The following is a 25,629-nucleotide window of genomic DNA, read 5'->3' as shown; positions in this document are numbered from 1 at the left end:
CCTATAGTGAATTTTTATCTCTGAATATAAGGGCCAGTTCATGCTTCAAAGTAACGAATACTTTTCCGGTAAAGTGAAATCCATTGGTTTTACCAGCAGCAGCACGGGCCGCGCCAGTGTGGGCGTCATGGCTGAAGGGGAATACACCTTTGGCACGGCCGAAGCGGAAGAGATGACGGTGGTCAGCGGCGCGCTGAACGTCTTACTGCCGGGTGAAACGGAATGGAAAGTTTACGCTGCCGGGGAAGCCTTCAACGTTCCTGGCCACAGCGAATTTCATTTGCAGGTTGCTGAACCGACCTCTTATCTGTGCCGCTATTTGAAATAAAAAAAGCCGGGTGGCGCTAACGCTTACCCGGCCTGTGTTTTGCCTGTTATCTCTGCGCTTCGCCGCCGAGACCTTCCACCAGATTCTGAATTAAGGCCGCCAGCTCACCGGTCATCAGGATAAAGTCCGCATCAAAACGCTGGGCGTAATCTTCCCGGTCAATATCTTCGTTTTGATCGCGCAGCTCATCGCAGAACTTCAGACGCTTCACGGAGCCGTCATCACACATCACGAACTGAATGCGCTGCTGCCAGTCGAGCGCCAGTTTGGTAACGACTTTCCCGGCTTCGATGTGTACCGCGATTTCGTCACTCACCAGATCTTGCTTTTTGGCGCGGATCACGCCGCCATCTTCCAGCAGGGCTTTCAGCTCGGCTTCATCCAGAATCTGGAAACCTTGCGCCGCAGTACCACTGCGAACCCATTCTGTCAGGGTCAGCTCAATCGGCGTTTCCAGTGCCAGCGGAACGACCGGTAAAGAACCGATACTTTTACGCAGCAGGGCCAGGGTATCTTCTGCTTTTTTGGCGCTGGCGCAGTCGACCATGATCAGCCCGTTAACGGTATCGATCCACATCATCGTCTGGCTAAAGCGGCTAAAAGCGCGCGGCAGCAGAGAGTGCAGGACTTCATCTTTCAGCGAATCTTTTTCGGTTTTTTTCAGCTTGCGGCCCTGCTCGGCTTCCAGCTTGAAGATTTTTGCTTCAAGCGCTTGCTTCACCACCGGCGTGGGCAGAATTTTCTCTTCTTTGCGAGCGCAAACGATGATTTGTCCCGTGCTGCTGGCGTGGGTCAGGGCATCGCTTTGTGAACCCATTGGCGGAACCCAACCGGTTTTTGCCATATCCTGGCTACCGCAAGGGGAAAAGCTATAAGCGGCTAACTGTTTTTCCATCTCTTCTGCACGCAGCGAAACGTCGCGGCTGAGACGGTAAACCATCAAATTTTTGAACCACAGCATGATAATTTCCACGGCCTTGTCGTTAAATCAGCGGGCATGATAACGAATTGTCGCATCGCTTGCATTGCTAATCGGGAAGCGTGCTTCTACTCTGTTGATAATCAAAAGAATGAGGAGAGTCTTGTGCGTATTGGGATTGATTTGGGCGGCACCAAAACAGAAGTCATTGCACTGAGCGAGCAGGGGGAACAGCTGTTCCGCCACCGTCTGCCTACGCCGCGCGATGATTACCACCAGACCATCGAGACGATTGCCCGGCTGGTCGATATGGCCGAGCAGGCGACAGGGCAAAGCGGTACCGTCGGGATGGGTATCCCGGGGTCAATCTCCCCTTATACCGGCGTGGTTAAAAATGCTAACTCCACCTGGCTGAACGGTCAGCCGTTTGATAAAGATTTAAGCGCGCGTCTGAACCGGGAAGTGCGTCTGGCCAATGACGCCAACTGCCTGGCGGTCTCCGAAGCCGTTGATGGCGCCGCCGCAGGGGCGCAGACCGTTTTTGCGGTGATTATCGGGACCGGCTGCGGTGCGGGCGTGGCGTTTGGGGGGCGTTCGCACATCGGTGGCAACGGCACGGCGGGCGAGTGGGGGCACAATCCGCTGCCGTGGATGGATGAAGATGAACTCAAATACCGCGCCGACGTGCCGTGTTACTGCGGCAAGCAGGGCTGTATTGAGACGTTTATCTCCGGCACCGGTTTTGCGACCGATTACCACCGCCTGAGCGGTCGACCGCTCAAGGGTAATGAAATCATGCGTCTGGTTGAAGAACAGGATCCGGTGGCTGAACTGGCCCTGAGCCGTTACGAAATGCGTCTGGCAAAATCGCTGGCGCACGTCGTGAATATTCTCGATCCGGACGTGATTGTGCTGGGGGGCGGGATGAGCAACGTTGACCGCTTGTACGCCACGGTGCCAAATCTTGTGAAGCAGTGGGTTTTCGGCGGCGAGTGTGAAACCCCGATCCGTAAAGCTGTCCACGGCGACTCCAGCGGCGTGCGCGGCGCGGCGTGGCTGTGGCCGGAATAAAAGCAAAACAGCAACGCAAGTTGCTGTTTTTGATGTTTGTACCCTCTCCCTGTGGGAGAGGGCCAGGGTGAGGGCACCAGACCGCAGCGACCCTTTATTCACCCCACAGCAAACTCCCTGTCCAGCCTGCTATACCCCAGCCCATTAATCTTCTTCACCTTAATCTGCACCGGTATGCGCTCTTTCATCGCCTCGACGTGGCTAATGACGCCGATGGTTTTCCCGGTAGCGTTCAGCGCGTCGAGCGCATCCAGTGCGGTATCCAGCGTTTCACTGTCGAGGGTGCCGAATCCTTCATCCAGGAACAGCGAATCGATTCGCGTTTTGTGGCTCACCAGATCGGAAAGCGCCAGCGCCAGCGCCAGGCTGACCAGGAAGCTCTCGCCGCCAGAGAGCGTGCGTGTATCGCGTACGGCATCCGCCTGCCAGGTGTCGACTACTTCCAGCTCCAGCGCATCGCTGGCTTTGCGCTGGAGCAGATAACGCCCGTGCAGGCGATTTAGCTGCTGGTTAGCAAGCCAGACGAGATTATCCAGCGTCAGCCCCTGAGCGAACTTACGGAACTTATCGCCGGTACTGGAGCCGATCAGCGCGTTCAGATAGCCCCAGTCGTCGGCCTGACGCGCGGCCTCTTCAATTTGCTGCATCAACGTCAGCTGATGCTGACGGTTGTCGCTGTCCTGCTTGAGCTGCTGGCGGATCTCGCCCTGATGCGTGGTGTTCTCGCGAAGCTGTTGCGCCAGCTGCTGCAGCTGGATTTGCAAAGTGGATGCATCGGCCTCGAGACCTTCCGGGCGCAGCGCAACATGCGCCTGTAGCTGCTGGTTCGCCTGGCCGGATAGCGCCGTGGCCTGCTGTATCTGGTTTTCCAACGACTGCTTCAGCTGTTCGAGGCCACGGAGGGTGTCATCATCCAGCAGGGCGGCAATGAACGCCTCCCTGTCGGCAAAACAGCTGGCAGAGAGCGCCGCGGAGAATTGGGTCTGCGACTGTTGCAGGCGCTCTTGCTCCAGCGCCTCCTGTTGCTGCTGGGCGGTAAGCTGGCTTTGCAGCGATACGCATTCATCGTGAATGGCGCGCCAGCCATCAGGAATGGCCGGTTCGGTCTCTTCGGTGTGGGTTGCCGGAAGTGTGTCGAGCAACGGCTTCAGAGCGTTGCTGCGTTCCACAAGCACGCCGTGCTGCGTTTGTTTTTCCTGCCACTGCGCGAATTCTCCTTCGCGGGCGTGCAGCCAGGCGGCTTCGTTCCCCTCTTCGGGAACGCTAAGCGACAGCGTGAGCAGGGTGTGTTCCAGCGTCTGGCGTATCGCCGTCAGCTGCTGCTGATACTGGCGCGCCTGCGCTTCCTGTTCGTTCAGCTGGTTTTGCAGGGTAAGACGCTGGCTGAGCTGATAAAGCTGGCGCTCATAGTGTTCCTGCTCGTTTATCCATGGCGCGATATCTTCCTGAATATTCAATGTGATATTCAGGGACGCGCAGATCTCAAGCCACTCTTTAGTGAGTGCTTGCTCTTCCTCAGACAGGGTCTGCACGTCGCCCGTCTCGCGCTGAATCTGCTGAGCCAGGGCATTAACCTGCCCCAGCACCAGCAGGCCTTCTTCTTTTAGCGCGGCCACCTCTTTTTCCAGCGCATCACGGCGGCGCTGGTTATCCGTCAGCTCAAGCGATTGATATTGCTCAATGGCGGGATGCTCGCAGGAACCGCACAGGGGACAAGGTTTGCCTGCCTCAAGCTGTGAACGATAGCTTTCCAGATCTTTAATTGTCGCTTCACGCTCGCACAGGGCCTTCAGATCCAGATAGTGCTGGTGTTTCTCTTTGTACTGCTGGCGGCGCAGCGTCAACGTTTCATTAAGTTTGCTCTGCTCCGCCTGAGCTTTCTGTACGCTTTCATTGCTCTGGCGCAGGCGCTTTTGCAGCGGCTGATAGCGAGCGTGTAGCGACGTCAGCCGCTGGCGCTGCGTGCGTGATCGGGACTGCTGCTCCATTGCCACGTTGACCTCATCCGCCGTCAGCGTGAGCGTATTTTCCGGCATGTCAGTCAGCTTGTTACGTAACTCAGTCATCCGCGCAGCGTGCGTGGCCAACTGGTTTTTATCGCGGTTAAGCTGTGAGAAGAGCGCGCGCCATCCGGCAATCTCCTGACCCAGCAGGCGATAACGCTCGTGCTCCACCAGCCACTGCGCCAGCGCCGTCAGTTCAGTATGAAGCTCGGCGTGGGTACGCAGGGCAGTATTACGGATCCGCGCGCGCAGCGCGGTTTTGGCTTGTAAGCGAGTATTTACTTCAATAATTCGCTGCTGGGTTTGCGTCAGACGCGCGGTTTGCTCCTGCTGGTGCGCCCAGAGCGGACGAAGCTGGGCGGCGGGCTGCGCAAGCTGGAGTTTTGCCAGCTCAGGCGCAGCGTCCGTCAGAGCCTGTTGTGCCTGCTGCTGCAATGCGGTGATGCGTTGTTGCTCGCGCACAAGCTCATCATGACGGGTAAGCCACTGAAAATGTTTCTGCTGGTTTTGCTGCTGTGCCAGCAACGTTTTCTCTTCGTCAGTAAGTGCCTGCAAACTTTGCTGTAATTGCTGCTGCTGTTCTTCACTCAGCAGCACGACGCCCGCTGCCTGCGCCTCGCACTTTTCCAGCAGGCTGCGGGCGGCTTTGTGTTTTTCAAACACCATGGCGGAAATCTGGCCGTAGATTTCGGTGCCGGTCAGCTCTTCCAGCAGCTCTGCGCGATCGCTCGGTTTGGCATTCAGGAAGGCGGCAAATTGCCCCTGTGAGAGCAACATTGAACGGGTAAAGCGGCCATAGTCCAGACCGGTGAGCGCGGCGGTTTGCTCCAGCTTGTCCGTGACTTTATCGGCGAGGATTTTGCCATCTTCGCAGCGGGCCAGCTCCACGCGCGGCGCCTGCAGGTTGCCGTCCGGCTGGTTGCGTGCCCGGTTCTGGCTCCAGAAGGCGCGGTAGGCGATACCTTTTACCTCAAACTCCACTTCCGCCAGACACTCGGCGGTATCTCGCGTCATCAGGTCGTTTTGTGCCTGGGAAACCTTACTCAGGCGCGGCGTTTCGTGATAAAGCGCCAGACAGAGGGCGTCGAGCAGGGTGGTTTTACCTGCGCCTGTGGCGCCGGTAATGGCAAACAGCCCGTTACTGGCAAAGGGTTCAGCGGTAAAGTCAATTTTCCACTCGCCCTTGAGGGAGTTGAGATTTTTCAGACGCAGGCTCAAAATTTTCATGCGTTTTCTTCCTCGTCATTGAGGGCATGCAGGGTATGGGTGAACAGTTCGCTGAGTCTTTCGCGCTTCGCGTCGTCAATATCCTCCTGCAAGAGCCTGCGCTCAAACACCTCTTCTACCCGCAACTCGCTGAGCGTTTCCCGCTGGGCGCTTAACAGAATTTTCTCGCGCTGCTCGCGGCTGCGGCGCACCAGTAAGACCTCTACCGGCAAGTCTTCCGTCAGCGCCTGGATTTTTCGCTGCATATCATGCAGGTAGTCATCCGTAGTGATTTCGATATCCAGCCAGACGGGGGGATTAAGCGCGGTGCCGCGCCACTGTTCAAGCTGAGCGGTGATGGCCTCCAGATCGCCTTTCAGCACCGCCAGCGGCTGGGTGACCGGCACCTCCAGCGTCTCGACGGCACTGAGTTTGCCCTCGCTGAAGCTCACCAGATGCACGGATTTGGCTTTGCCGGTTTCATCGAAACTGAGCGAAATAGGGGATCCGCAGTAGCGGATATGCTCGCAGCCGCCGATAACCTGGGCGCGGTGAATATGCCCGAGCGCAATGTAGTCCGCAGGCGGGAAGTTCTGCGCCGGAAAGGCGTCCAGCGTGCCGATATAGATGTCACGCACGGCGTCACTTTTACTGGCCCCAACGGTGGTGAGATGCCCGGTCGCAATCACCGGTATCGGCTGTTCGCCACGCAGGTTGCAGGCATCCGCGTGCTGCTGGTGATAATAGTCGGTGATGGCCTGTAATAAATGTTGCTGCTTTTCCGTGCCCGACAGTCCCGCCTGACTTTGTACGATATCGCGCGGGCGTAAAAAGGGGATCGGGCACAGCACCGCCCCCGGCGTACCGTCGCGTTTTTTCAGGATCTGCGGGGCATGCCCGGCGCTGGCGACGACGGTAGTATTGAGAAACGCCAGAATGTCGCGGGATTCATTGAGCGTTGCCACGGAGTCATGGTTACCGGCGACTATCACCAGATGACAGCCGGTCTGCTGCAAGTTCACCACGAAGCGGTTATACAGCTCGCGCGCATAGCTGGGGGGCGACCCCGTATCAAAGATGTCACCCGCGACAATAATCGCATCGACCTCGTGGGCCTGCGCCGTCTCCAGCAGCCAGTTCAGGAACGCTTCATGTTCAGCCGCACGGCTTTTGCTGTAAAAATTTTGACCGAGATGCCAGTCCGAGGTGTGAAGTATGCGCATAGCGGTTCCGTGGCAAAAATGAGAAAGCAGGATTATAAACGTTCAGAGAAGGGAAAATAACCGCTGTAATAAAACAACGGTTTGCCCGCTACCGTGGTAATGTTTTTCATAAATCTGTCATAAATCTGACGCATAATGGCGCCGAATTACAAACGTGTAACTTAATAAGATAAGACAGGGCAAAGTATGGCGAGACGTATTCTGGTCGTAGAAGATGAAGCTCCAATTCGTGAAATGGTGTGCTTCGTGCTCGAGCAAAATGGCTTCCAGCCGGTTGAAGCGGAAGATTATGACAGCGCAGTGAACCAGCTGAATGAACCCTGGCCCGATCTGATTCTGCTGGACTGGATGTTGCCTGGCGGCTCCGGACTGCAGTTTATCAAACACCTGAAGCGTGAGGCACTGACCCGCGACATCCCGGTTGTCATGCTCACGGCGCGCGGAGAGGAAGAGGATCGCGTGCGCGGACTAGAAACCGGCGCGGACGATTACATCACTAAACCGTTCTCCCCAAAAGAGCTGGTCGCCCGCATTAAAGCCGTGATGCGCCGTATTTCACCGATGGCGGTGGAAGAGGTGATAGAGATGCAGGGACTCAGCCTTGACCCTACCTCGCACCGCGTGATGACCGGCGAAAACCCCCTCGATATGGGCCCTACCGAATTTAAACTCCTGCACTTCTTTATGACTCACCCGGAACGCGTATACAGCCGCGAGCAGTTGCTGAATAACGTCTGGGGAACTAACGTGTATGTCGAAGACCGGACGGTTGACGTACATATTCGCCGCCTGCGAAAAGCGCTGGAACTGAGCGGCCACGATCGCATGGTACAGACGGTCCGCGGCACGGGTTATCGTTTTTCGACCCGTTTCTGAACAATGACAGGAGTGTGACGCGTGCTGGAACGTCTGTCATGGAAAAGGCTCGTCTTTGAACTGATCTTATGCTGTATTCCGGCCTTCCTTCTTGGGGCCTTTCTCGGACATCTGCCGTGGTTTCTGCTGGCGTCGGTCACCGGGCTGCTGATCTGGCATTTCTGGAACCTGCTGCGCCTCTCCTGGTGGCTGTGGGTTGACCGCAGTATGACCCCACCGCCGGGCAGCGGCAGCTGGGAGCCCCTGCTGTACGGCCTGCACCAGATGCAGATGCGTAATAAAAAGCGCCGTCGCGAGCTGGGTAGCCTGATTAAGCGTTTTCGCAGCGGGGCGGAGTCGTTGCCGGATGCGGTCATCCTGACCACTGAAGAAGGCACCATCTTCTGGTGTAACGGCCTGGCGCAACAGCTGCTGGGCCTTCGCTGGCCGGACGATAACGGTCAGAACATCCTTAACCTTTTACGCTATCCCGAATTCACGCTGTATCTGAAAAAGCGTGATTTTACCCGCCCGCACAATCTGAAGCTCAATAATGGTCGCCATCTGGAAATCCGCGTGATGCCTTACAGCGATAAGCAGTGGCTGATGGTGGCGCGCGATGTCACCCAAATGCACCAGCTTGAGGGCGCGCGCCGTAATTTCTTTGCGAACGTCAGCCACGAACTGCGTACTCCGTTGACCGTGCTTCAGGGCTATCTGGAGATGATGCAGGAGCAAACGCTGGAAGGTGCGCCGCGTGAAAAAGCGCTGCATACCATGCGCGAGCAAACGCATCGCATGGAAGGGCTGGTGAAGCAACTGCTCACGCTCTCGAAGATTGAAGCGGCGCCTACGCTTGCGCTGAATGACACGATAGATGTGCCGATGATGCTGCGGGTTGTGGAGCGTGAAGCGCAGACGTTAAGCCACAAAAAGCATCACCTGACCTTCGAGGTCGACAGCACGCTAAAGGTGCTGGGCAGTGAGGATGAGCTTCGTAGCGCCATATCCAACCTGGTGTACAACGCAGTGAACCATACGCCGGAAGGAACGGATATTATGGTGCGCTGGAACCGTACCCCTACGGGCGCCGAGTTTAGCGTGGAAGATAACGGGCCGGGGATCGCACCGGAGCATATCCCGCGTCTGACCGAACGCTTCTACCGCGTGGATAAAGCGCGGTCGCGGCAAACAGGGGGGAGCGGCCTGGGGCTGGCGATTGTGAAGCACGCGGTAAATCACCACGAAAGCCGACTTGATATTCAGAGTACGCTGGGGAAAGGAACCCGCTTCAGTTTCGTTATTCCGGAACGATTAATTGCCAAAAAGACCGCCTGAGGGCAGGTGTGTCATTTTCCCTTTCCACGGGTCAGCGTCTGCTGGCCCGTTTGCTTTGCAGTCAAGCGAAACGCGGATGAATAATATACGGCTGGGTGTTTTTTGTTCGCATGATTAGCCATGAGTTTTTCCTGTAAATAGCGTATTGTGCTGGCGTGTATTTTCATGCTGGCATATTGTTCTGGTTTTGAGATCCCACCTTGCCTTTAAACGTTATAAGCGTTTAAATTGCCCCCCCAGATACTGTCAGACCGACTGTATTTGCGTGGTAAATCGAAAAACTATTCTTCTCCACGCCAGGACGGGAGCATTTCCCGCTGAAATTGAGCAATTTTTCGGCTGTATCGTCCCGTCAGGGAAAACGAAAATCTCAATGTTTTCAACACCACATCCACAGGCAGTAAGGTTTTATGACCCATCACTTAAAATCGCGTGACATCATCGCGCTGGGCTTTATGACATTTGCGCTGTTCGTTGGCGCAGGCAACATTATTTTCCCTCCAATGGTTGGCTTACAGGCGGGTGAACACGTCTGGACCGCTGCGTTTGGTTTCCTGATTACTGCCGTGGGTCTACCGGTACTGACCGTCGTCGCGCTGGCGAAAGTCGGTGGCGGCGTGGACAGCCTCAGCACGCCGATTGGCAAAGTCGCAGGTGTTCTGCTGGCCACCGTCTGCTATCTGGCCGTGGGCCCGCTGTTTGCCACCCCGCGCACGGCGACCGTTTCCTTTGAAGTGGGGATTGCTCCGCTGACCGGCGACGGCCCGATGCCGCTGTTTATCTACAGCCTGGTCTACTTCGCGATTGTCATTCTGGTCTCCCTCTATCCGGGCAAACTGCTGGATACCGTGGGTAACTTCCTGGCGCCGCTGAAAATCATTGCCCTGATCGTTCTCGCCGTGGCCGCTATCATCTGGCCAGCAGGCCCGATCAGCGACGCAATGGACGCCTATAAAAACGCCGCGTTCTCTAACGGTTTTGTGAACGGCTACCTGACGATGGATACGCTGGGCGCAATGGTGTTTGGTATTGTTATCGTTAACGCCGCGCGTTCCCGCGGTGTGACCGAAGCGCGTCTGCTGACCCGCTATACCATCTGGGCTGGCCTGATGGCTGGTGTGGGTCTGACGCTGCTGTATCTGGCGCTGTTCCGCCTGGGCTCTGATAGCGCCATGCTGGTTGATCAGAACGCGAACGGTGCAGCTATTCTGCACGCTTACGTCCAGCACACCTTCGGTGGTGCGGGCAGTATGCTGCTGGCGGCGCTGATTTTCCTGGCGTGTCTGGTGACCGCAGTGGGCCTGACCTGCGCCTGTGCTGAGTTCTTTGCGCAGTATCTGCCGCTCTCTTACCGCACCCTGGTGTTTATCCTCGGTATCTTCTCCATGGCGGTGTCCAACCTCGGTCTGAGCCACCTGATTCAGGTCTCTATTCCGGTGCTGACGGCCATCTATCCGCCGTGCATCGTGCTGGTGGTGCTGAGCTTCACCCGTCCGTGGTGGAATAACTCCTCACGAATTATTGCGCCAGCCATGTTTATCAGCCTGATTTTTGGTATCCTTGACGGGATTAAAGCATCAGCGTTCGCCGCGATTCTGCCCGCCTGGACACAGCGTCTGCCGCTGTCCGAGCAGGGCCTGGCCTGGCTGATGCCTACCGTTGTTGCACTGGTTCTGGCGATTATCTGGGACCGTGCTGCAGGGCGCCAGGTTGCATCTAACGCCCATTAATCAACGGCAACAAACTGTTTAACCACGGGGCTTAAGGCCCCGTGGTTTTTTGTTTTTTCGTGTTGAATGGCAAGATTTTAATGGAAAGCACTAACAAACTTAAACGTGGTCTCAGCACACGCCACATCCGCTTTATGGCGCTGGGCTCTGCGATTGGTACCGGTCTTTTTTATGGCTCGGCAGATGCCATCAAAATGGCCGGTCCAAGCGTTCTGCTGGCCTACATCATTGGCGGCGTGGCGGCGTATATCATCATGCGCGCCCTCGGAGAGATGTCGGTTCACAATCCTTCTGCCAGTTCGTTCTCGCGCTATGCGCAGGAAAACCTCGGACCGCTGGCCGGGTTTATCACTGGCTGGACCTACTGCTTTGAAATTTTGATTGTGGCCATTGCCGATGTGACGGCGTTTGGTATCTATATGGGCGTCTGGTTCCCGACGGTGCCGCACTGGATCTGGGTGCTGAGCGTGGTGCTGCTCATCTGCGCCGTCAACCTGATGAGCGTGAAGGTGTTCGGCGAACTTGAGTTCTGGTTCTCCTTCTTCAAGGTCGCCACCATAATCATCATGATTGTGGCCGGTTTTGGCATCATCCTCTGGGGGATTGGCAACGGCGGTCAGCCGACCGGGATCCATAACCTCTGGAGCAACGGGGGCTTCTTCAGCAACGGCTGGCTCGGGATGGTGATGTCGCTGCAGATGGTGATGTTCGCCTACGGCGGTATTGAAATTATTGGTATCACCGCCGGGGAAGCGAAAGACCCTGAGAAATCCATTCCACGTGCCATCAACTCCGTGCCGATGCGTATTCTGGTGTTCTATGTGGGCACGCTGTTCGTGATTATGTCCATCTACCCATGGAACCAGGTCGGTACCAACGGTAGCCCGTTTGTGCTGACCTTCCAGCATATGGGCATTGCGTTTGCTGCCAGCATTCTGAACTTCGTGGTGCTGACCGCGTCGCTTTCCGCGATCAACAGTGACGTCTTTGGCGTGGGCCGTATGCTACACGGCATGGCGGAGCAGGGCAGTGCGCCGAAGGTGTTCGCTAAAACCTCCCGCCGCGGCACGCCGTGGGTGACGGTGGTGGTCATGACCGTTGCGCTGCTGTTCTCGGTTTACCTGAACTACATCATGCCGGAGAACGTCTTCCTGGTGATTGCGTCGCTGGCGACCTTCGCGACCGTGTGGGTGTGGATCATGATCCTGCTGTCGCAGATTGCGTTCCGCCGTCGCCTGTCGCCGGAAGAGGCGAAAGCGCTGAAGGTTAAAGTCCCGGGTGGCGTTGCAACAACCGTCGTCGGGCTGATCTTCCTGGTGTTTATCATTGGCCTGATTGGCTACCATCCGGATACCCGTATTTCCCTCTACGTGGGCTGTGCGTGGATCGTCCTGCTGCTGGTTGGCTGGGTGTTAAAATGCCGCCGCGATCGCCAACTGGCAGAAGCGCAGTAATTTTTTTTATTCCCTCTCCCTGTGGGAGAGGGTTAGGGTGAGGGCTTCAGGCCGCACTGATCCCTCCTCCCCCGTCCTCCTCCCCCAATAAATCACGTCATGGTGAGCTATCCTTAACCACCCTGTGGCAAGGTGACGTCAATTTCATCAGAGGGGATTCGTGATGTTAAATGCCTGGCACCTTCCGGTTGCCCCATTTGTTAAGCAAAACAAAGACAACCTTGTGATTACGCTCTGGCTGGCGGGGGAAAATCAGCCTGAACGCGTGACGCTCCGCGCCGAAATTGATAATGAAGAGACCGGGCTGAAAATGCACAAGCTGCGCAGCCAGCCGCAGCCGGGGATCACCGCCTGGCGGGCGAATATCGATTTGCGTAGCGGGCAGCCGCGCCGCCGTTATAGCTTCAAGCTGCTGTGGAACCATCGTCAGCTGTGGTTTACCCCGCAGGGGTTTAGCCGGTTCCCGCCCGCACGGCTGGAACAGTTTGCCGTTGATTATCCGGATAGCGGACCGCAGTGGGTTAACGATCAGGTCTTTTACCAGATTTTCCCGGACCGCTTTGCGCGTAGCGAAAAACGAACTGCCGACCAGGATAAGATCTATCACCACCACGCGGCTGGCCACGACATTATCCTGAAAAAATGGGATGAGCCGGTGACGGCGCAGGCGGGCGGCTCGACGTTTTACGGCGGCGATCTCGACGGCATCAGCGAAAAGCTGCCGTACCTGAAAAAACTGGGCGTGACGGCGCTGTACCTCAACCCGGTGTTTAAAGCCCCGAGTGTACATAAATACGATACACAGGATTATCGCCACGTTGACGCGCAGTTTGGCGGGGACGAGGCACTGCTGCGCCTGCGAGAGAACACCCTTAAGGAAGGCATGCGCCTGATTCTGGACGGCGTGTTTAACCACAGCGGAGATTCGCACGCCTGGTTTGACCGTCATAACCAGTCGATGGGCGGAGCATGTCATAATCCGGACTCGCCGCAGCGTGACTGGTACAGCTTTAATGAGGAGGGGCATGCCCTGGACTGGCTGGGCTACCCCAGTCTGCCGAAGCTGGATTTCCAGTCATCAACGCTGGTTAATGAGATTTACGGCGGCGAAGACAGCATCGTCCGCCACTGGCTGAACGCACCGTGGAATATGGACGGCTGGCGTCTGGACGTCGTACATATGCTGGGTGAAGCGGGTGGGGCGCGAAATAACCTGCAGCACGTCGGCGGGATCACGCGCTCGGCAAAAGCGGCCCGGCCTGAAGCGTTCGTGTTTGGCGAACACTTTGGCGACGCGCGGCAGTGGCTGCAAAACGATGCCGAAGATGCGGCGATGAACTATCGCGGTTTTACCTTCCCGCTATGGGGATTCCTGGCGAATACCGATATCTCCTACGATCCGAACCACATTGACGCCGAAACCTGCGCAGCGTGGATGGATAACTACCGCGCCGGGCTGTCTCATCAGCAGCAGCTGAGGATGTTTAACCAGCTTGATAGTCACGATACCGCACGCTTTAAATCCCTGCTCGGCAAGGATGTGGCGCGTCTGCCGCTGGCGGTCACCTGGCTCTTCACCTGGCCGGGCGTACCGTGTATCTACTACGGAGATGAAGTGGGACTGGACGGCAACAACGATCCGTTCTGTCGCAAAACCTTCCCGTGGGCGCCGGAAAAACAGGACAAGGTGCTGTTCAGCCTCTATCAGCGGCTGGCGAAGCTGCGTAAACAGAGCCTCGCCCTGCGCTACGGCGGCTGCCAGGTGGTGTACGCCCACGATAACGTGGTGGTCTTTGTCCGCGTCTATAACCAGCAGCGCGTGCTGGTGGCTATCAACCGGGGCGAGGCTTGTGAAGTGGTGCTGGATGATTCCCCGCTGTTGAAGGTGGCTACGTGGAAGAATAAAGAGGGCAAGGCGACGATTCAGGACGGCGTGCTGGCGCTGCCGGCGATATCCGCGACGATCTGGGTCGGCAGCTAACGCGACGGTAAATGTTTCCACCTTTAAGATGGCGCAAATGCAACGATTTGTGTCAATCTTAACGAATAGTTTACGGTGAAGGTGGAAACATGGACGAGCTCTACATCCTTGGCTGTTTGTTACTGGTTTTTGCGCTGGTGGTTGCGCCCGTGCTTGCGGTTATTGGCTTTAATCGGAGCACGGCGGCGCGGCAGGAGATCGCCAGGCTTCGCCAGCGCATTGAAGCGCTTGAGCAGCGTGGTGCCGCTGAGATAGCGTCGGAGACGGCGCAGACCGCCGCGCCGGTGGTTGTGACCGCGCCAGTGGTTGAGCACACTCCCGCACCTGTCGACCCCTGGCGTCCGGACGCCAGCGTGCCCAGGGCAGAACCCGCTCCCGTTTCCGCTCCTGCCCCTGCGGCAAAACAGCCATCCGTCTTTGGCGGCATACTGACGTCGCTGGTGCGCTGGTTTATGCAGGGAAATCCGCTGGCGAAGCTGGGGATCCTGCTGCTTTTCCTCGGTCTCTCTTTCCTGCTGCGCTATACCGTCGAACATTCCCTGTTCCCGCTTGAGCTGCGCCTGGTGGCGACGGCGCTGTTTGCCATCATTCTGCTGGCGATTGGCTGGCGACTGCGGCATAAGCAGCCGGTTTATGCGCTTATCTTACAGGGTGGGGCGACGGGCATTCTTTACCTGACGGTCTTTGGTGCCTTCCGGCTCTGGCAAATGTTGCCGATGACGCTGGCTTTTGCGCTGCTGGTAGCGATTTGCGCCGCGAGCGTCGGGCTGGCCGTGCTGCAGAAGGCCTTGAGCCTGGCCATGCTGGCGAGCCTCGGCGGGTATCTCGCACCGCTGCTTCTGTCTACCGGAGGCGGCAACTTTGTGGCGCTGTTCTCTTTCTATCTCCTGCTTTCCATCGGTATTCTCGCCATCAGCATCTGGCAGCACTGGCGCGAGCTCAATCTGCTCGGTCTGCTTTTTACGTTTGGCGTGGGTGGCCTCTGGGGGCTGAGCGACTATCAGCCTGAACACTATTGGGTGTGCCAGCTGTTCCTGATTGCCAATACGCTGATATTCGGCGTGCTGTGCGTGGCGCTGTCGCTGCGGGCGCAAGAAAAAGGGAAACAGATTATTGACGGCGTACTGCTGTTTGCTCCGCCGCTGATTGGCTTCGGGATGCAGTACGGCATGACCCGGCACTGGGAATATGGCCCGGCGCTGAGCGCGCTCGGATATGGGGCATTTTATCTTTCCCTTGCGTTCCTCGCGCTGCGGCGCTATCCGTCCATCGGACGACCACTGGTCATGGCGGCGCTGGCCATCGGCGGCGGGTTCGCTACGCTCGCCATTCCGCTGGCACTCTCGGCGCGCTGGACGGCGATGGCCTGGGCGCTGGAGGGGCTGGGTATCCTCTGGCTGGGCATGCAGCAGAACCAGCGTAGTATGAGCTATAGCGGGACGGCGCTGCTGGTGCTGGCACTCGGCAGCGCGCTGTGGGTGCAAATGGACGGCGTGACGTCGCTGAGCCTTCTCCTTATCTTCGCCATCCTCAGCCTTTGCTGGCTGGCTGGGGCGTGGCTATGGCGCAAAAGTATTCTGCCGGTCAGTTGGGCGTTGTTGGCAGGCGGCCTGTTGTTCTGGATCGTGGCGCTATTGGGGGCCTCGCAACGGGTGCTGAAACAAGAATTACCTGTTCTGGCAGGCGTGCTGGCGCTCTCGGCCGTCTCGGTCTGGGGCTGGCGCCAGGCTGCCGCTCGTCTGGCGTGGCGGGAGCTGGATGCCAGCAAATGGCTGCTGTGGCCACTGATGCTGGTGATGGTGGTTTACCAGCTTTTGCATCAGCAGATCGTTGCCGCTGGCTGGTCAAATCTGGCCTGGTGCATTGCACTTCCTGCCGCATTGATGCTGCTGCGACGTGACGGTGAAAGACTGCTGCCGCGCATCGCGATGGGGCTGCACCTGACGCTTTGCTGGATGATTTTACTGGCGCTGGCGGCTGAGCTTTACTGGTTTGCTCGCGCGCTACCGTGGGGCATGGCGGCGTGGGGCAGTGGACTGGCGATGGCGGCTGGGGGCGGCGTGATAATGGCGCTTTCCGCGGCGGTGCGTCGCCGCGCGTGGCCGTTCGGGGAGTGGCCTGCGCTCTATACCTGCCTGGCGCCGATCCCTGTCGTCGTGGCGCTGCTGGTGCTGCTGGTCGTGACCAATTTCCAGGACGGCGTCGTTTACCGGCAAACCTGGCTGCCGCTGGTGAACCCGCTTGAGGAAGGCGCGGCATTCGCGCTGCTGGGGCTGGTGGTCTTTTATCGGGCAGTGGATCGCTACTATCCCGCGTTGCTTGCTCAGGCTCGCCCGTGGCCTGCCGTTGCTATCATGGCGTTTGGCTTCTGGTGGCTTAACGGGGCGCTGATGCGCGCCCTGGCCTGGTATGGGGATGTGGCCTGGAATATGGCGTCGCTGTGGGATTCGCGGCTTATCCAGACCACGTTTGCCCTGTTCTGGATGCTGATCGCGCTGGTGGTCATGGTCCATGCTACCCGCCTGGCCTCCCGCCAGGAGTGGCTCTGCGGGGCCGCCTTGCTGGGGGTCGTGATGGTTAAACTGATGCTGGTGGACAGCGCAGGCGGAGGCGGCCTGTCCCGTGCCGTGGCATTTATCGGCGTGGCGATACTGGTCCTGATCGTGGGGTATTTCTCGCCACTACCGCCTAAAACTGGAGATGAAAAATGAAATGGATGAAAGCGGTAGTCTGTACCACGCTGCTGGCGCTATCGGGCATGGCGTTCTGCGACGAGATGCAAACGGAATCGCCGCGGGATTATGCCTTTGGTCGTTCACTGGAAACGTCGGTTCCTTCCCAGTGGTATCGGGTGTTGCTGCCGCTCGCCGTCTATGAACAGAGTACCTCCCCGAATCTGGACGATGTCCGCGTCTTTAATCAGTCGGGTGAGCCGGTTCCCTTCAGCCTGGTCACCGCGACGCGCCCGCAGGTGGTGGCGCAATACACGGCGCTGCGTCTTTTTCCTCTGGACGCCTCACCGCTTGCCGCGGCGCCAGATGCCGGTGAGAGCAATAAGATCCTGCTCCGTTCCGGAAATGGCGTTGAGATTGTGCTCGAAGGGCAGAAAGCTGCCGTGGCCGGGCAACATTATCTGCTGACCTTGCCAGAGCAGGCGACGGGTGAGATGGCTATATCCCAGCTGCAGCTGCTCTGGAATCCCCCTCAGACGTCGTGGCAGGGAACGGCGTCGGTCTATTACAGCGAGGATTTGAAGCGCTGGTATACCCTACGCGAGGATATGCCCTTGCTGGACGTCGTCAGTGGCCAGGATCGCCTTAAGCTCGATCGGATCGATACCGATACGGTTTTATCTCCTGATGCGAATCGCTATCTCATGGTGGTGCTGAATGCGCAAAGCCAGGGCATGACCTTGACCGGCGTAAACGCGATCAGCGCCCCTGCGCAGATGGCTCCGGAAGCGATCGACCTGGAGGGGGAAGGGGAACAGCCATCGACAAGCGAAGCGCAGTGGCACTGGGCGCACCCGCAGCCATTGAGCGCGGTCAGCTTCTTGCTGAATGGCGACGGCGTTCTGCCCGTGGAGATCGCGTGGCGAAGTACGGAAAAAGACACATGGCACCCCCTGAAAAAAGAGGTTCTTTACCGCCTGGAGGGCAAAACGTCTGCGCCGGTTTCGCTTAACGGAGAGCGGGTCCAGGCGGTAAAAATCACGACGCTGAATGCGCGTCTGCCTGAATACCTTCCGAACGTCATAGGGCATCGCGACCGCGTTGATCTGGTGTTTAACGCGCAGGGGAAAGCACCGTACGTGCTCGCCTGGGGAAACGGGGCGGCAAAACCAGCAAACCTGGAGCCAGACATGCTGATCCCCGCCGACCTGCGCAAAACCTATGATATGGCGAATCTGCCGCAGGCCGATATTGTGGATGATGTCGCGTTGGGCGGTGAGGCGCGTTTAACCGCCACTTCTGCGGGCGAGCAGGAGAGCCGGATGAACGCGCTGCTGGTGTGGAGCGTGCTGATTGTGGGCGTGATCCTGCTGGCGCTCATGGCCTGGCGTATCTGGCGAGAGACGCAGCGTAAAGCATAAAAAAAGGCCCGCGTGTGCGGGCCTTCTTCGTAAACCGTGCCGATTACAGGCTGGATACGTTCTCAGACAGGTATTTTGCTACGCCGTCTGGGGAAGCAGCCATACCTTCTTTACCTTTTTCCCACTGAGCCGGGCACACTTCGCCGTGCTCTTCGTGGAACTGCAGCGCGTCAACCATGCGCAGCATTTCGTCGATGTTACGACCCAGCGGCAGATCGTTAACAACCTGGTGACGAACGATGCCGTTTGCGTCGATCAGGAAAGAACCGCGCAGTGCAACGCCAGCGTCCGGATGTTCGATACCGTAAGCCTGCTGGATTTCGCGTTTGATGTCCGCAACCATTGCGTATTTCACCGCACCGATGCCGCCTTTGTCGACAGGGGTGTTACGCCATGCGTTGTGTACAAATTCAGAGTCGAAGGAGACGCCAACCACTTCCACGCCACGCTTCTGGAATTCTTCATAACGTTTGTCGAAGGCGATCAGCTCAGACGGGCAAACGAAGGTGAAGTCCATTGGCCAGAAGAACAGAACGGTCGCTTTACCGTTGGTGTGCTGTTTGAAGTTGAAGTTTTCAACGATTTCACCGTTGCCCAGAACTGCTGCAGCTGTAAAATCCGGAGCCGGACGAGTTACCAGAACCATATGATTCTCCTGTAGATACTAAGGTTATTTGGAACGCAACGCGAGCCAGTATAGAGAGTGTTCATGGATAAGACAAAGAGGTGGTGACAATCGTTCCGCCAGCTTTTACCTATCAATGTAAATCTGTCACAGCTGTTTGTTTTTCGCTTGCGCCATCATGCGCGGATAGAACTGCCAGAATTGCGTCTCCAGCGCGTCATAGTGTGCATCCAGGTCATACCAGGAGTCACGCAGCGCATCCAGACGCGGCCGGCGGCTGGCCATGCCATTCAGGACGTTCTGGATAAAAGCCATCTCACCATAGCGCTCCAGCCAGCGTTCTGACCACAAATAGTTGTTCAGATTGACAAAGCGCGGCGGTGAGTCGGGCAAAATGACCGACACCTGTGCATGGGCGTAGCGCACAAACTCTGGCAACGGTAGCGACGGGGAGAGCTGTTCCCAGTGGCGAGACAGGAAATGGTCCCACATCACATCCAGCGTGATCGGCGCAACGCGGCGCGTCTCAGGGCGGAACCACGCTTTGGCTTCCGTGACCTCGGGCAGGTTATCGGTGATGACATCAATGCGGCGGTGCATAAAGATGCCGTCGACAACCTCAGGGGAATAGTCTTCTGCAGGGTTACCGCGCACGAAATCGGCCAGCAAATTGCCGGAAAGGGAGCTGTCAGCGAGGTGAGCGAGATGCAGGTGAGCGAGAAAATTCATGCGTTTTATTTGTCCGGGGGCGGCTAATTGTTGCAGCAAAAGGGTGTGAGCACTAGACTATGCCGCCTGTTTTTAAGTCACGAGTATACGTCATGCGCGTCGCCGATTTCTCCTTTGAACTACCTGAATCCCTGATTGCTCACTATCCCATGCCTGAGCGCAGCAGCTGTCGCTTACTGTCGCTGGATGGGCCAACGGGCGAGCTGACGCACGGTACTTTCACCGATTTGCTCGACAAGCTCAACCCTGGCGATCTGCTGGTCTTTAACAACACCCGTGTGATCCCGGCGCGTCTGTTTGGCCGTAAGGCCAGCGGCGGCAAGATTGAAGTGCTGGTCGAACGTATGCTCGATGATAAACGTATTCTGGCACATATTCGCGCCTCTAAAGCGCCGAAGCCGGGCGCAGAACTGCTGCTGGGCGATGACGAGAGCATTAAAGCGACCATGACCGCGCGTCACGACGCGCTGTTTGAGGTGGAATTCCAGGACGAGCGCACGGTCCTCGATATCCTTAACGCCATCGGCCATATGCCGCTGCCACCGTATATTGAACGCCCGGACGAAGAGGCCGACCGCGAGCTGTACCAGACCGTCTACAGCCAGAAACCTGGCGCGGTCGCGGCGCCGACGGCGGGCCTGCACTTTGATGAACCGCTGCTGGAAAAACTGCGCGCGAAGGGCGTTGAGATGGCGTTCGTGACGCTGCACGTCGGCGCGGGTACGTTCCAGCCGGTACGCGTAGACAGCATTGAAGACCACATCATGCACTCTGAGTATGCCGAAGTGCCTCAGGAGGTGGTGGACGCGGTGCTGGCGGCGAAAGCGCGCGGAAACCGCGTGGTTGCGGTAGGCACGACTTCAGTCCGTTCGCTGGAGAGCGCTGCACAGGCCGCGAAAACGGGTCTCATCGAGCCGTTCTTTGGCGATACGCAGATCTTTATCTACCCGGGCTACCAGTACAAAGTCATTGATGCGCTGGTGACCAACTTCCATCTGCCTGAATCGACGCTGATTATGCTGGTTTCCGCGTTTGCGGGTTATCAGCATACGATGAATGCTTACAAGTCTGCGGTAGAACAAAAATATCGCTTTTTTAGCTACGGGGACGCGATGTTTATCACGTACAATCCGCAGGCTTTGAATGAGCGTGTCGGGGAATAAGTCCGCGGCACCGTATGACAACGTTGGACTGTTTTTCTGACGTCGGAGAAAAAATGAAATTTGAACTCGATACCACCGATGGCCGCGCGCGTCGCGGTCGTCTGGTGTTTGATCGCGGCGTGGTGGAAACCCCCGCATTTATGCCTGTGGGTACGTACGGCACCGTAAAAGGGATGACGCCGGAAGAAGTTGAAGCCACTGGCGCACAGATTATCCTCGGTAACACCTTCCACCTGTGGCTGCGCCCGGGTCAGGAGATCATGAAGCTGCACGGTGACCTGCACGACTTCATGCAGTGGAAAGGCCCAATCCTGACCGATTCCGGCGGTTTCCAGGTCTTCAGCCTGGGGGATATCCGCAAGATCACCGAGCAGGGCGTTCACTTCCGTAACCCGATCAACGGCGATCCGATTTTCCTCGATCCAGAAAAGTCGATGGAGATTCAGTACGATCTCGGTTCTGACATCGTGATGATCTTCGACGAATGTACGCCATACCCGGCTGACTGGGACTACGCGAAACGCTCTATGGAGATGTCTCTGCGTTGGGCGAAGCGTAGCCGCGACCGTTTTGACTCCCTTCAGAACAAAAATGCGCTGTTCGGCATTATCCAGGGCAGCGTTTACGAAGATTTACGCGATATCTCCGTTAAAGGTCTGGTAGAGATAGGTTTTGATGGCTACGCTGTCGGCGGTTTGGCTGTGGGTGAGCCGAAGGAAGATATGCACCGCATTCTGGAGCATGTCTGTCCGCAAATCCCGGCGGATAAACCACGATACCTGATGGGTGTGGGTAAACCAGAAGATCTGGTGGAAGGCGTACGTCGCGGCATCGATATGTTCGACTGCGTCATGCCAACCCGTAACGCACGTAACGGTCATCTGTTCGTGACTGACGGCGTGGTGAAAATCCGTAACGCGAAGCATAAGAGTGACACCAGCCCGCTCGATTCCGAGTGCGATTGCTATACCTGTCGCAATTATTCCCGCGCGTATCTGCATCATCTCGATCGTTGCAACGAGATTTTGGGCGCGCGTCTCAATACCATTCATAATCTTCGTTATTATCAGCGCTTAATGGCTGGTTTACGTAAGGCTATCGAAGAGGGTAAATTAGAGAGCTTCGTGACCGATTTCTACCAACGTCAGGGGCGGGATGTTCCACCGTTGAACGTTGATTAATTTTAATAATGAGGGAATTTGAATGAGCTTTTTTATTTCTGATGCGGTAGCGGCAACAGGTGCTCCGGCGCAGGGCAGCCCGATGTCTCTGATCCTGATGCTGGTTGTGTTCGGTCTGATCTTCTACTTCATGATCCTCCGCCCACAGCAGAAGCGTACCAAAGAGCACAAAAAGCTGATGGACTCCATCGCGAAAGGCGATGAAGTGCTGACCAACGGTGGTCTGGTCGGTCGCGTAACCAAAGTGGCTGAAAGTGGCTACATTGCAATCGCCCTGAACGACACCACTGAAGTGGTTATCAAACGTGACTTCGTAGCTGCCGTTCTGCCGAAAGGCACCATGAAGGCGCTGTAATCCCAACTTTTCCCAAAGGGAACTGCCGTGTTAAACCGTTATCCTTTGTGGAAGTACATCATGCTGGTCGTCGTGATTCTCGTCGGCCTGCTGTACGCGCTTCCCAACCTGTATGGTGAGGATCCGGCCGTTCAAATCACTGGCGCGCGCGGTGTCGCCGCCAGTGAGCAAACGCTGATCCAGGTCCAGAAAACGTTACAAGAAGAAAAAATTACCGCTAAGTCTGTGGCTCTGGAAGAGGGTGCAATTCTTGCTCGCTTCGACACCACCGACACGCAGCTCCGCGCTCGCGAAGCGCTGATGGGCGTGCTGGGTGACAAATATGTCGTGGCGCTTAACCTTGCTCCTGCAACCCCGCGTTGGCTGGCTGCGCTGAACGCAGAGCCAATGAAACTGGGTCTTGACCTGCGTGGTGGTGTTCACTTCCTGATGGAAGTGGATATGGATACCGCGCTCGGCAAGCTGCAGGAACAGAATATCGACAGCCTGCGCAGCGATCTGCGCGACAAAGGCATCCCTTACACTACCGTGCGTAAAGAAGATAACTACGGCATGAGCATCACGTTCCGCGACAGTGCGGCGCGCGATCAGGCTGTAGATTACCTGACCCAACGTCACCGTGACCTGGTGATCACCTCTCAGGGCAGCAACCAGCTGCGCGCGGTGATGACCGATGCGCGTCTGAAAGAAGCGCGTGAATATGCCGTTCAGCAGAACATCAACATTCTGCGTAACCGTGTAAACCAACTGGGCGTGGCTGAGCCGCTGGTACAGCGTCAGGGTGCTGACCGTATCGTGGTTGAACTGCCGGGTATTCAGGACACTGCGCGTGCGAAAGAGATTCTGGGTGCGACCGCAACGCTGGAATTCCGTCTGGTTAACGCTAACGTCGATCAGTCCGCTGCTGCCGCAGGCCGTATTCCGGGTGACTCCGAAGTGAAACAGACCCGCGAAGGTCAGCCTGTTGTGCTGTACAAACGCGTCATTCTGACCGGTGACCATATTACCGACTCCACTTCCAGCCAGGACGAATACAACCAGCCGCAGGTTAATATCTCGCTGGATAGCGCGGGTGGTAACATCATGTCTAACTTCACCAAGGACAACATCGGTAAACCGATGGCCACCCTGTTTGTGGAGTACAAAGACAGCGGTAAGAAAGATGCCAACGGTCGTGCAGTGCTGGTGAAAGAGGAAGAGGTGATTAACATCGCCAATATCCAGTCTCGTCTGGGTAACAGCTTCCGTATTACCGGTATTAGCAACCCGAACGAAGCGCGTCAGCTCTCTCTGCTGCTGCGTGCCGGTGCGCTGATTGCGCCAATTCAGATTGTTGAAGAACGTACCATTGGTCCAACGCTGGGGATGCAGAACATCCAACAGGGTCTGGAAGCGTGTCTGGCCGGTCTGGTGGTCTCTATCCTCTTCATGATCTTCTTCTATAAGAAGTTTGGTCTGATTGCGACCAGTGCGCTGGTCGCCAACCTGGTGCTGATCATCGGCATTATGTCCCTGCTGCCAGGGGCGACGCTGACCATGCCGGGGATTGCGGGTATCGTTCTGACCCTTGCGGTGGCGGTCGACGCCAACGTACTGATTAACGAACGTATCAAAGAAGAGTTGAGCAACGGTCGCTCTGTTCAGCAGGCGATTGACGAAGGTTATAAAGGCGCGTTCAGCTCTATTTTCGATGCGAACGTAACAACACTGATTAAGGTTCTTATCCTGTATGCAGTGGGTACTGGCGCGATCAAAGGCTTTGCGATTACTACCGGTATCGGTGTCGCAACGTCAATGTTTACCGCTATTGTCGGCACCCGTGCCATCGTGAACCTGCTGTACGGCGGCAAGCGCGTCAAAAAGCTGTCTATCTGAGGAGTGCGTTGTGGCACAGGAATATACTGTTGAACAATTGAACCATGGCCGTAAAGTCTGGGACTTTATGCGCTGGGACTACTGGGCCTTCGGCATTTCAGGTTTACTGCTGATTCTGTCCATCGTCGTTATGGGCGTGAAAGGCTTTAACTGGGGTCTGGATTTCACCGGTGGTACGGTTATCGAGATCTCCCTGGAAAAACCGGTCGATATGGACCAGATGCGTCTGTCTCTGCAGAAAGCGGGCTTTGAAGAGCCGCTGCTGCAGAACTTCGGCAGCAGCCGTGACATCATGGTGCGTATGCCGCCGGTACACGATGCTAACGGCAGCCAGGAGCTGGGCAGTAAGGTTGTTAACGTGATTAACGAAACAACCAGCCAGAACGCGGCGGTCAAGCGTATTGAGTTTGTCGGCCCGAGCGTGGGTGCGGACCTGGCGCAGACCGGTGCAATGGCGCTGCTGGTGGCGCTGATCTCCATCCTGGTGTACGTCGGTTTCCGCTTCGAGTGGCGACTGGCGGCCGGGGTGGTTATCGCCCTGGCGCACGACGTGGTGATCACCATGGGGGTTCTGTCGCTGTTCCACATTGAGGTTGACCTGACAATCGTGGCATCCCTGATGTCCGTTATCGGTTACTCACTGAACGACAGTATCGTGGTATCTGACCGTATCCGTGAAAACTTCCGTAAGATCCGTCGCGGTACGCCGTACGAAATCTTTAACGTGTCGTTGACCCAGACGCTGCACCGTACCCTGATCACCTCCGGTACCACTTTGATGGTGATCCTGATGCTGTTCCTGTTCGGTGGCCCGGTACTGGAAGGCTTCTCGCTGACCATGCTGATTGGTGTCTCCATCGGTACGGCGTCGTCTATCTACGTCGCATCCGCACTGGCACTGAAACTCGGCATGAAGCGCGAGCACCTGCTCCAGCAGAAGGTTGAGAAAGAAGGGGCGGATCAGCCGTCCATTCTGCCGTAAGGCGTCGAATAGCGTGTTATCGAAATCCCGGTCGGTTGACCGGGATTTTTTTTATCTGCTCCTGACAAACACTCCTGACAGTATGCTGTCAGGAGCCCTGTCGTAGACTCTTTTCGAACCCCAACAACAGTCAGGAGGATGTATGAAAAGTGTGATTAACTGGTTTGAAATTCCCGTGGTAGATATGGATCGCGCCATCAAATTTTATGAGCCAGTCATGCAGGTACAGCTGAGACGTGAGAAAATGGACATGGCAGAGCTCGCGGTATTCCCGCATGACGATCCGGCCACCGGCGGCGCGCTGGCAAAATTTGAGGGTGTTTCGCCGTCGCAGCAGGGCGCTATTATCTATCTGCATACGGATAACCTGGCGGCTACGCTCGATCGCATTGCCTCCGCGGGCGGCGAGTGCGTGTTTGGCCCACTGGAACTGCCGGATGGTATTGGCACCATTGCTTTGTTTATCGACAGCGAAGGTAACCGCGTCGGCCTCCATCAACCTGCCTGAGAGCGTAATA

Annotated in this window: 20 protein-coding genes; 15 read left to right on the top strand and 5 right to left on the bottom strand. The window is 56.9% G+C overall.

The annotated features are described in order from the left end of the window. The first annotated feature begins 40 nt into the window (after positions 1 to 40). The gene (ppnP, locus tag ACOTXR_RS07710; protein ID WP_014882738.1) at positions 41 to 328 is read left to right on the top strand and encodes a pyrimidine/purine nucleoside phosphorylase; all 288 of its coding nucleotides are present in this window, start codon (positions 41 to 43) and stop codon (positions 326 to 328) included. A 46-nt stretch (positions 329 to 374) separates the two neighbouring features. Here the strand turns inward: ppnP and rdgC are convergent, their stop codons facing one another. Then, positions 375 to 1,289: a recombination-associated protein RdgC gene (gene rdgC, locus ACOTXR_RS07705; RefSeq protein WP_014882739.1), complete on the bottom strand. Its 915-nt coding sequence runs from the start codon at positions 1,287 to 1,289 to the stop codon at positions 375 to 377. Between the two features lie 123 nt (positions 1,290 to 1,412). On the opposite strand from rdgC, the gene mak reads away from it, so the two are divergent. After that, on the top strand, positions 1,413 to 2,318 hold the full coding sequence (gene mak, locus ACOTXR_RS07700; RefSeq protein ID WP_014882740.1) for a fructokinase: 906 nt from the start codon (positions 1,413 to 1,415) through the stop codon (positions 2,316 to 2,318). Between the two features lie 98 nt (positions 2,319 to 2,416). Here mak and sbcC read toward each other — a convergent pair whose 3' ends face one another. Together sbcC and sbcD are read right to left on the bottom strand one after the other, a co-directional pair. Beyond that, positions 2,417 to 5,548, bottom strand: coding sequence for an exonuclease subunit SbcC (gene sbcC / locus ACOTXR_RS07695; protein ID WP_421767011.1), 3,132 nt, complete (start codon positions 5,546 to 5,548; stop codon positions 2,417 to 2,419). Next, positions 5,545 to 6,750 carry an exonuclease subunit SbcD gene (gene sbcD / locus ACOTXR_RS07690; protein ID WP_014882742.1) on the bottom strand — a complete coding sequence of 402 codons (1,206 nt, stop codon included), beginning with the start codon at positions 6,748 to 6,750 and terminating at the stop codon, positions 5,545 to 5,547. The genes sbcC and sbcD overlap by 4 nt, the downstream gene beginning before the upstream one ends. A gap of 186 nt (positions 6,751 to 6,936) precedes the next feature. On the opposite strand from sbcD, the gene phoB reads away from it, so the two are divergent. From phoB to ACOTXR_RS07655, 7 genes are all read left to right on the top strand, one after another. Then, positions 6,937 to 7,626, top strand: coding sequence for a phosphate response regulator transcription factor PhoB (phoB, locus tag ACOTXR_RS07685; RefSeq protein ID WP_008503265.1), 690 nt, complete (start codon positions 6,937 to 6,939; stop codon positions 7,624 to 7,626). 21 nt (positions 7,627 to 7,647) lie between these two features. Beyond that, entirely contained in the window at positions 7,648 to 8,943 is a 1,296-nt protein-coding gene (gene phoR / locus ACOTXR_RS07680; protein WP_014882743.1) for a phosphate regulon sensor histidine kinase PhoR, read from the top strand. 410 nt (positions 8,944 to 9,353) lie between these two features. Beyond that, positions 9,354 to 10,673, top strand: coding sequence for a branched-chain amino acid transporter carrier protein BrnQ (brnQ, locus tag ACOTXR_RS07675; RefSeq protein WP_014882744.1), 1,320 nt, complete (start codon positions 9,354 to 9,356; stop codon positions 10,671 to 10,673). A gap of 80 nt (positions 10,674 to 10,753) precedes the next feature. Continuing rightward, positions 10,754 to 12,127, top strand: coding sequence for a proline-specific permease ProY (gene proY / locus ACOTXR_RS07670; RefSeq protein ID WP_421767010.1), 1,374 nt, complete (start codon positions 10,754 to 10,756; stop codon positions 12,125 to 12,127). Between the two features lie 163 nt (positions 12,128 to 12,290). Then, on the top strand, positions 12,291 to 14,108 hold the full coding sequence (gene malZ / locus ACOTXR_RS07665) for a maltodextrin glucosidase (RefSeq protein ID WP_058690552.1): 1,818 nt from the start codon (positions 12,291 to 12,293) through the stop codon (positions 14,106 to 14,108). A gap of 89 nt (positions 14,109 to 14,197) precedes the next feature. After that, positions 14,198 to 16,819, top strand: coding sequence for a DUF2339 domain-containing protein (locus ACOTXR_RS07660; RefSeq protein ID WP_421767009.1), 2,622 nt, complete (start codon positions 14,198 to 14,200; stop codon positions 16,817 to 16,819). Continuing rightward, positions 16,816 to 18,201: a DUF3999 family protein gene (locus ACOTXR_RS07655; RefSeq protein WP_058690554.1), complete on the top strand. Its 1,386-nt coding sequence runs from the start codon at positions 16,816 to 16,818 to the stop codon at positions 18,199 to 18,201. The genes ACOTXR_RS07660 and ACOTXR_RS07655 overlap by 4 nt, the downstream gene beginning before the upstream one ends. 43 nt (positions 18,202 to 18,244) lie before the next feature. Here the strand turns inward: ACOTXR_RS07655 and ACOTXR_RS07650 are convergent, their stop codons facing one another. Both ACOTXR_RS07650 and acpH read right to left on the bottom strand, forming a co-directional pair. Next, positions 18,245 to 18,847 carry a peroxiredoxin gene (locus tag ACOTXR_RS07650; protein WP_008503347.1) on the bottom strand — a complete coding sequence of 201 codons (603 nt, stop codon included), beginning with the start codon at positions 18,845 to 18,847 and terminating at the stop codon, positions 18,245 to 18,247. A gap of 126 nt (positions 18,848 to 18,973) precedes the next feature. Beyond that, positions 18,974 to 19,555 carry an ACP phosphodiesterase gene (acpH, locus tag ACOTXR_RS07645; protein WP_014882749.1) on the bottom strand — a complete coding sequence of 194 codons (582 nt, stop codon included), beginning with the start codon at positions 19,553 to 19,555 and terminating at the stop codon, positions 18,974 to 18,976. A gap of 92 nt (positions 19,556 to 19,647) precedes the next feature. Here acpH and queA point away from each other — a divergent pair, with 92 nt between their 5' ends. The 6 genes from queA to ACOTXR_RS07615 all read left to right on the top strand — a co-directional run bounded on the left by queA (position 19,648) and on the right by ACOTXR_RS07615 (position 25,619). After that, entirely contained in the window at positions 19,648 to 20,718 is a 1,071-nt protein-coding gene (gene queA, locus ACOTXR_RS07640) for a tRNA preQ1(34) S-adenosylmethionine ribosyltransferase-isomerase QueA (RefSeq protein ID WP_014882750.1), read from the top strand. 53 nt (positions 20,719 to 20,771) lie between these two features. Beyond that, positions 20,772 to 21,899, top strand: a complete 1,128-nt coding sequence (tgt, locus tag ACOTXR_RS07635; RefSeq protein ID WP_003859110.1) for a tRNA guanosine(34) transglycosylase Tgt — start codon at positions 20,772 to 20,774, stop codon at positions 21,897 to 21,899. Positions 21,900 to 21,921: 22 nt separating this feature from the next. After that, positions 21,922 to 22,254 carry a preprotein translocase subunit YajC gene (gene yajC / locus ACOTXR_RS07630; RefSeq protein ID WP_000007630.1) on the top strand — a complete coding sequence of 111 codons (333 nt, stop codon included), beginning with the start codon at positions 21,922 to 21,924 and terminating at the stop codon, positions 22,252 to 22,254. Positions 22,255 to 22,281: 27 nt separating this feature from the next. Further along, entirely contained in the window at positions 22,282 to 24,129 is a 1,848-nt protein-coding gene (gene secD / locus ACOTXR_RS07625) for a protein translocase subunit SecD (RefSeq protein ID WP_072001283.1), read from the top strand. A 10-nt stretch (positions 24,130 to 24,139) separates the two neighbouring features. Further along, positions 24,140 to 25,111 carry a protein translocase subunit SecF gene (secF, locus tag ACOTXR_RS07620; protein ID WP_014882752.1) on the top strand — a complete coding sequence of 324 codons (972 nt, stop codon included), beginning with the start codon at positions 24,140 to 24,142 and terminating at the stop codon, positions 25,109 to 25,111. Between the two features lie 142 nt (positions 25,112 to 25,253). Beyond that, on the top strand, positions 25,254 to 25,619 hold the full coding sequence (locus ACOTXR_RS07615; RefSeq protein WP_047027716.1) for a VOC family protein: 366 nt from the start codon (positions 25,254 to 25,256) through the stop codon (positions 25,617 to 25,619). The last annotated feature ends 10 nt before the right edge of the window (positions 25,620 to 25,629 follow it).

It is taken from the genome of Enterobacter cloacae complex sp. IR53030, from assembly GCF_049238365.1.
Classification (GTDB): Bacteria; Pseudomonadota; Gammaproteobacteria; order Enterobacterales; family Enterobacteriaceae; genus Enterobacter; species Enterobacter kobei.
The sequence above is the reverse complement of the archived record's forward strand: the minus strand, read 5'-3'. Positions and strand labels throughout refer to the sequence as shown.

Bases quoted from the DNA above. Each gene is read 5' to 3' on its own strand.
- tgt (WP_003859110.1), top strand. From the start codon at position 20,772: ATGAAATTTGAACTCGATACCACCGATGGCCGCGCGCGTCGCGGTCGT.
- sbcD (WP_014882742.1), bottom strand. From the start codon at position 6,750: ATGCGCATACTTCACACCTCGGACTGGCATCTCGGTCAAAATTTTTAC.
- acpH (WP_014882749.1), bottom strand. From the start codon at position 19,555: ATGAATTTTCTCGCTCACCTGCATCTCGCTCACCTCGCTGACAGCTCC.
- brnQ (WP_014882744.1), top strand. From the start codon at position 9,354: ATGACCCATCACTTAAAATCGCGTGACATCATCGCGCTGGGCTTTATG.
- ACOTXR_RS07650 (WP_008503347.1), bottom strand. From the start codon at position 18,847: ATGGTTCTGGTAACTCGTCCGGCTCCGGATTTTACAGCTGCAGCAGTT.
- malZ (WP_058690552.1), top strand. From the start codon at position 12,291: ATGTTAAATGCCTGGCACCTTCCGGTTGCCCCATTTGTTAAGCAAAAC.
- phoB (WP_008503265.1), top strand. From the start codon at position 6,937: ATGGCGAGACGTATTCTGGTCGTAGAAGATGAAGCTCCAATTCGTGAA.
- ppnP (WP_014882738.1), top strand. From the start codon at position 41: ATGCTTCAAAGTAACGAATACTTTTCCGGTAAAGTGAAATCCATTGGT.
- ACOTXR_RS07660 (WP_421767009.1), top strand. From the start codon at position 14,198: ATGGACGAGCTCTACATCCTTGGCTGTTTGTTACTGGTTTTTGCGCTG.
- ACOTXR_RS07615 (WP_047027716.1), top strand. From the start codon at position 25,254: ATGAAAAGTGTGATTAACTGGTTTGAAATTCCCGTGGTAGATATGGAT.
- proY (WP_421767010.1), top strand. From the start codon at position 10,754: ATGGAAAGCACTAACAAACTTAAACGTGGTCTCAGCACACGCCACATC.
- queA (WP_014882750.1), top strand. From the start codon at position 19,648: ATGCGCGTCGCCGATTTCTCCTTTGAACTACCTGAATCCCTGATTGCT.
- rdgC (WP_014882739.1), bottom strand. From the start codon at position 1,289: ATGCTGTGGTTCAAAAATTTGATGGTTTACCGTCTCAGCCGCGACGTT.
- ACOTXR_RS07655 (WP_058690554.1), top strand. From the start codon at position 16,816: ATGAAATGGATGAAAGCGGTAGTCTGTACCACGCTGCTGGCGCTATCG.
- sbcC (WP_421767011.1), bottom strand. From the start codon at position 5,548: ATGAAAATTTTGAGCCTGCGTCTGAAAAATCTCAACTCCCTCAAGGGC.
- yajC (WP_000007630.1), top strand. From the start codon at position 21,922: ATGAGCTTTTTTATTTCTGATGCGGTAGCGGCAACAGGTGCTCCGGCG.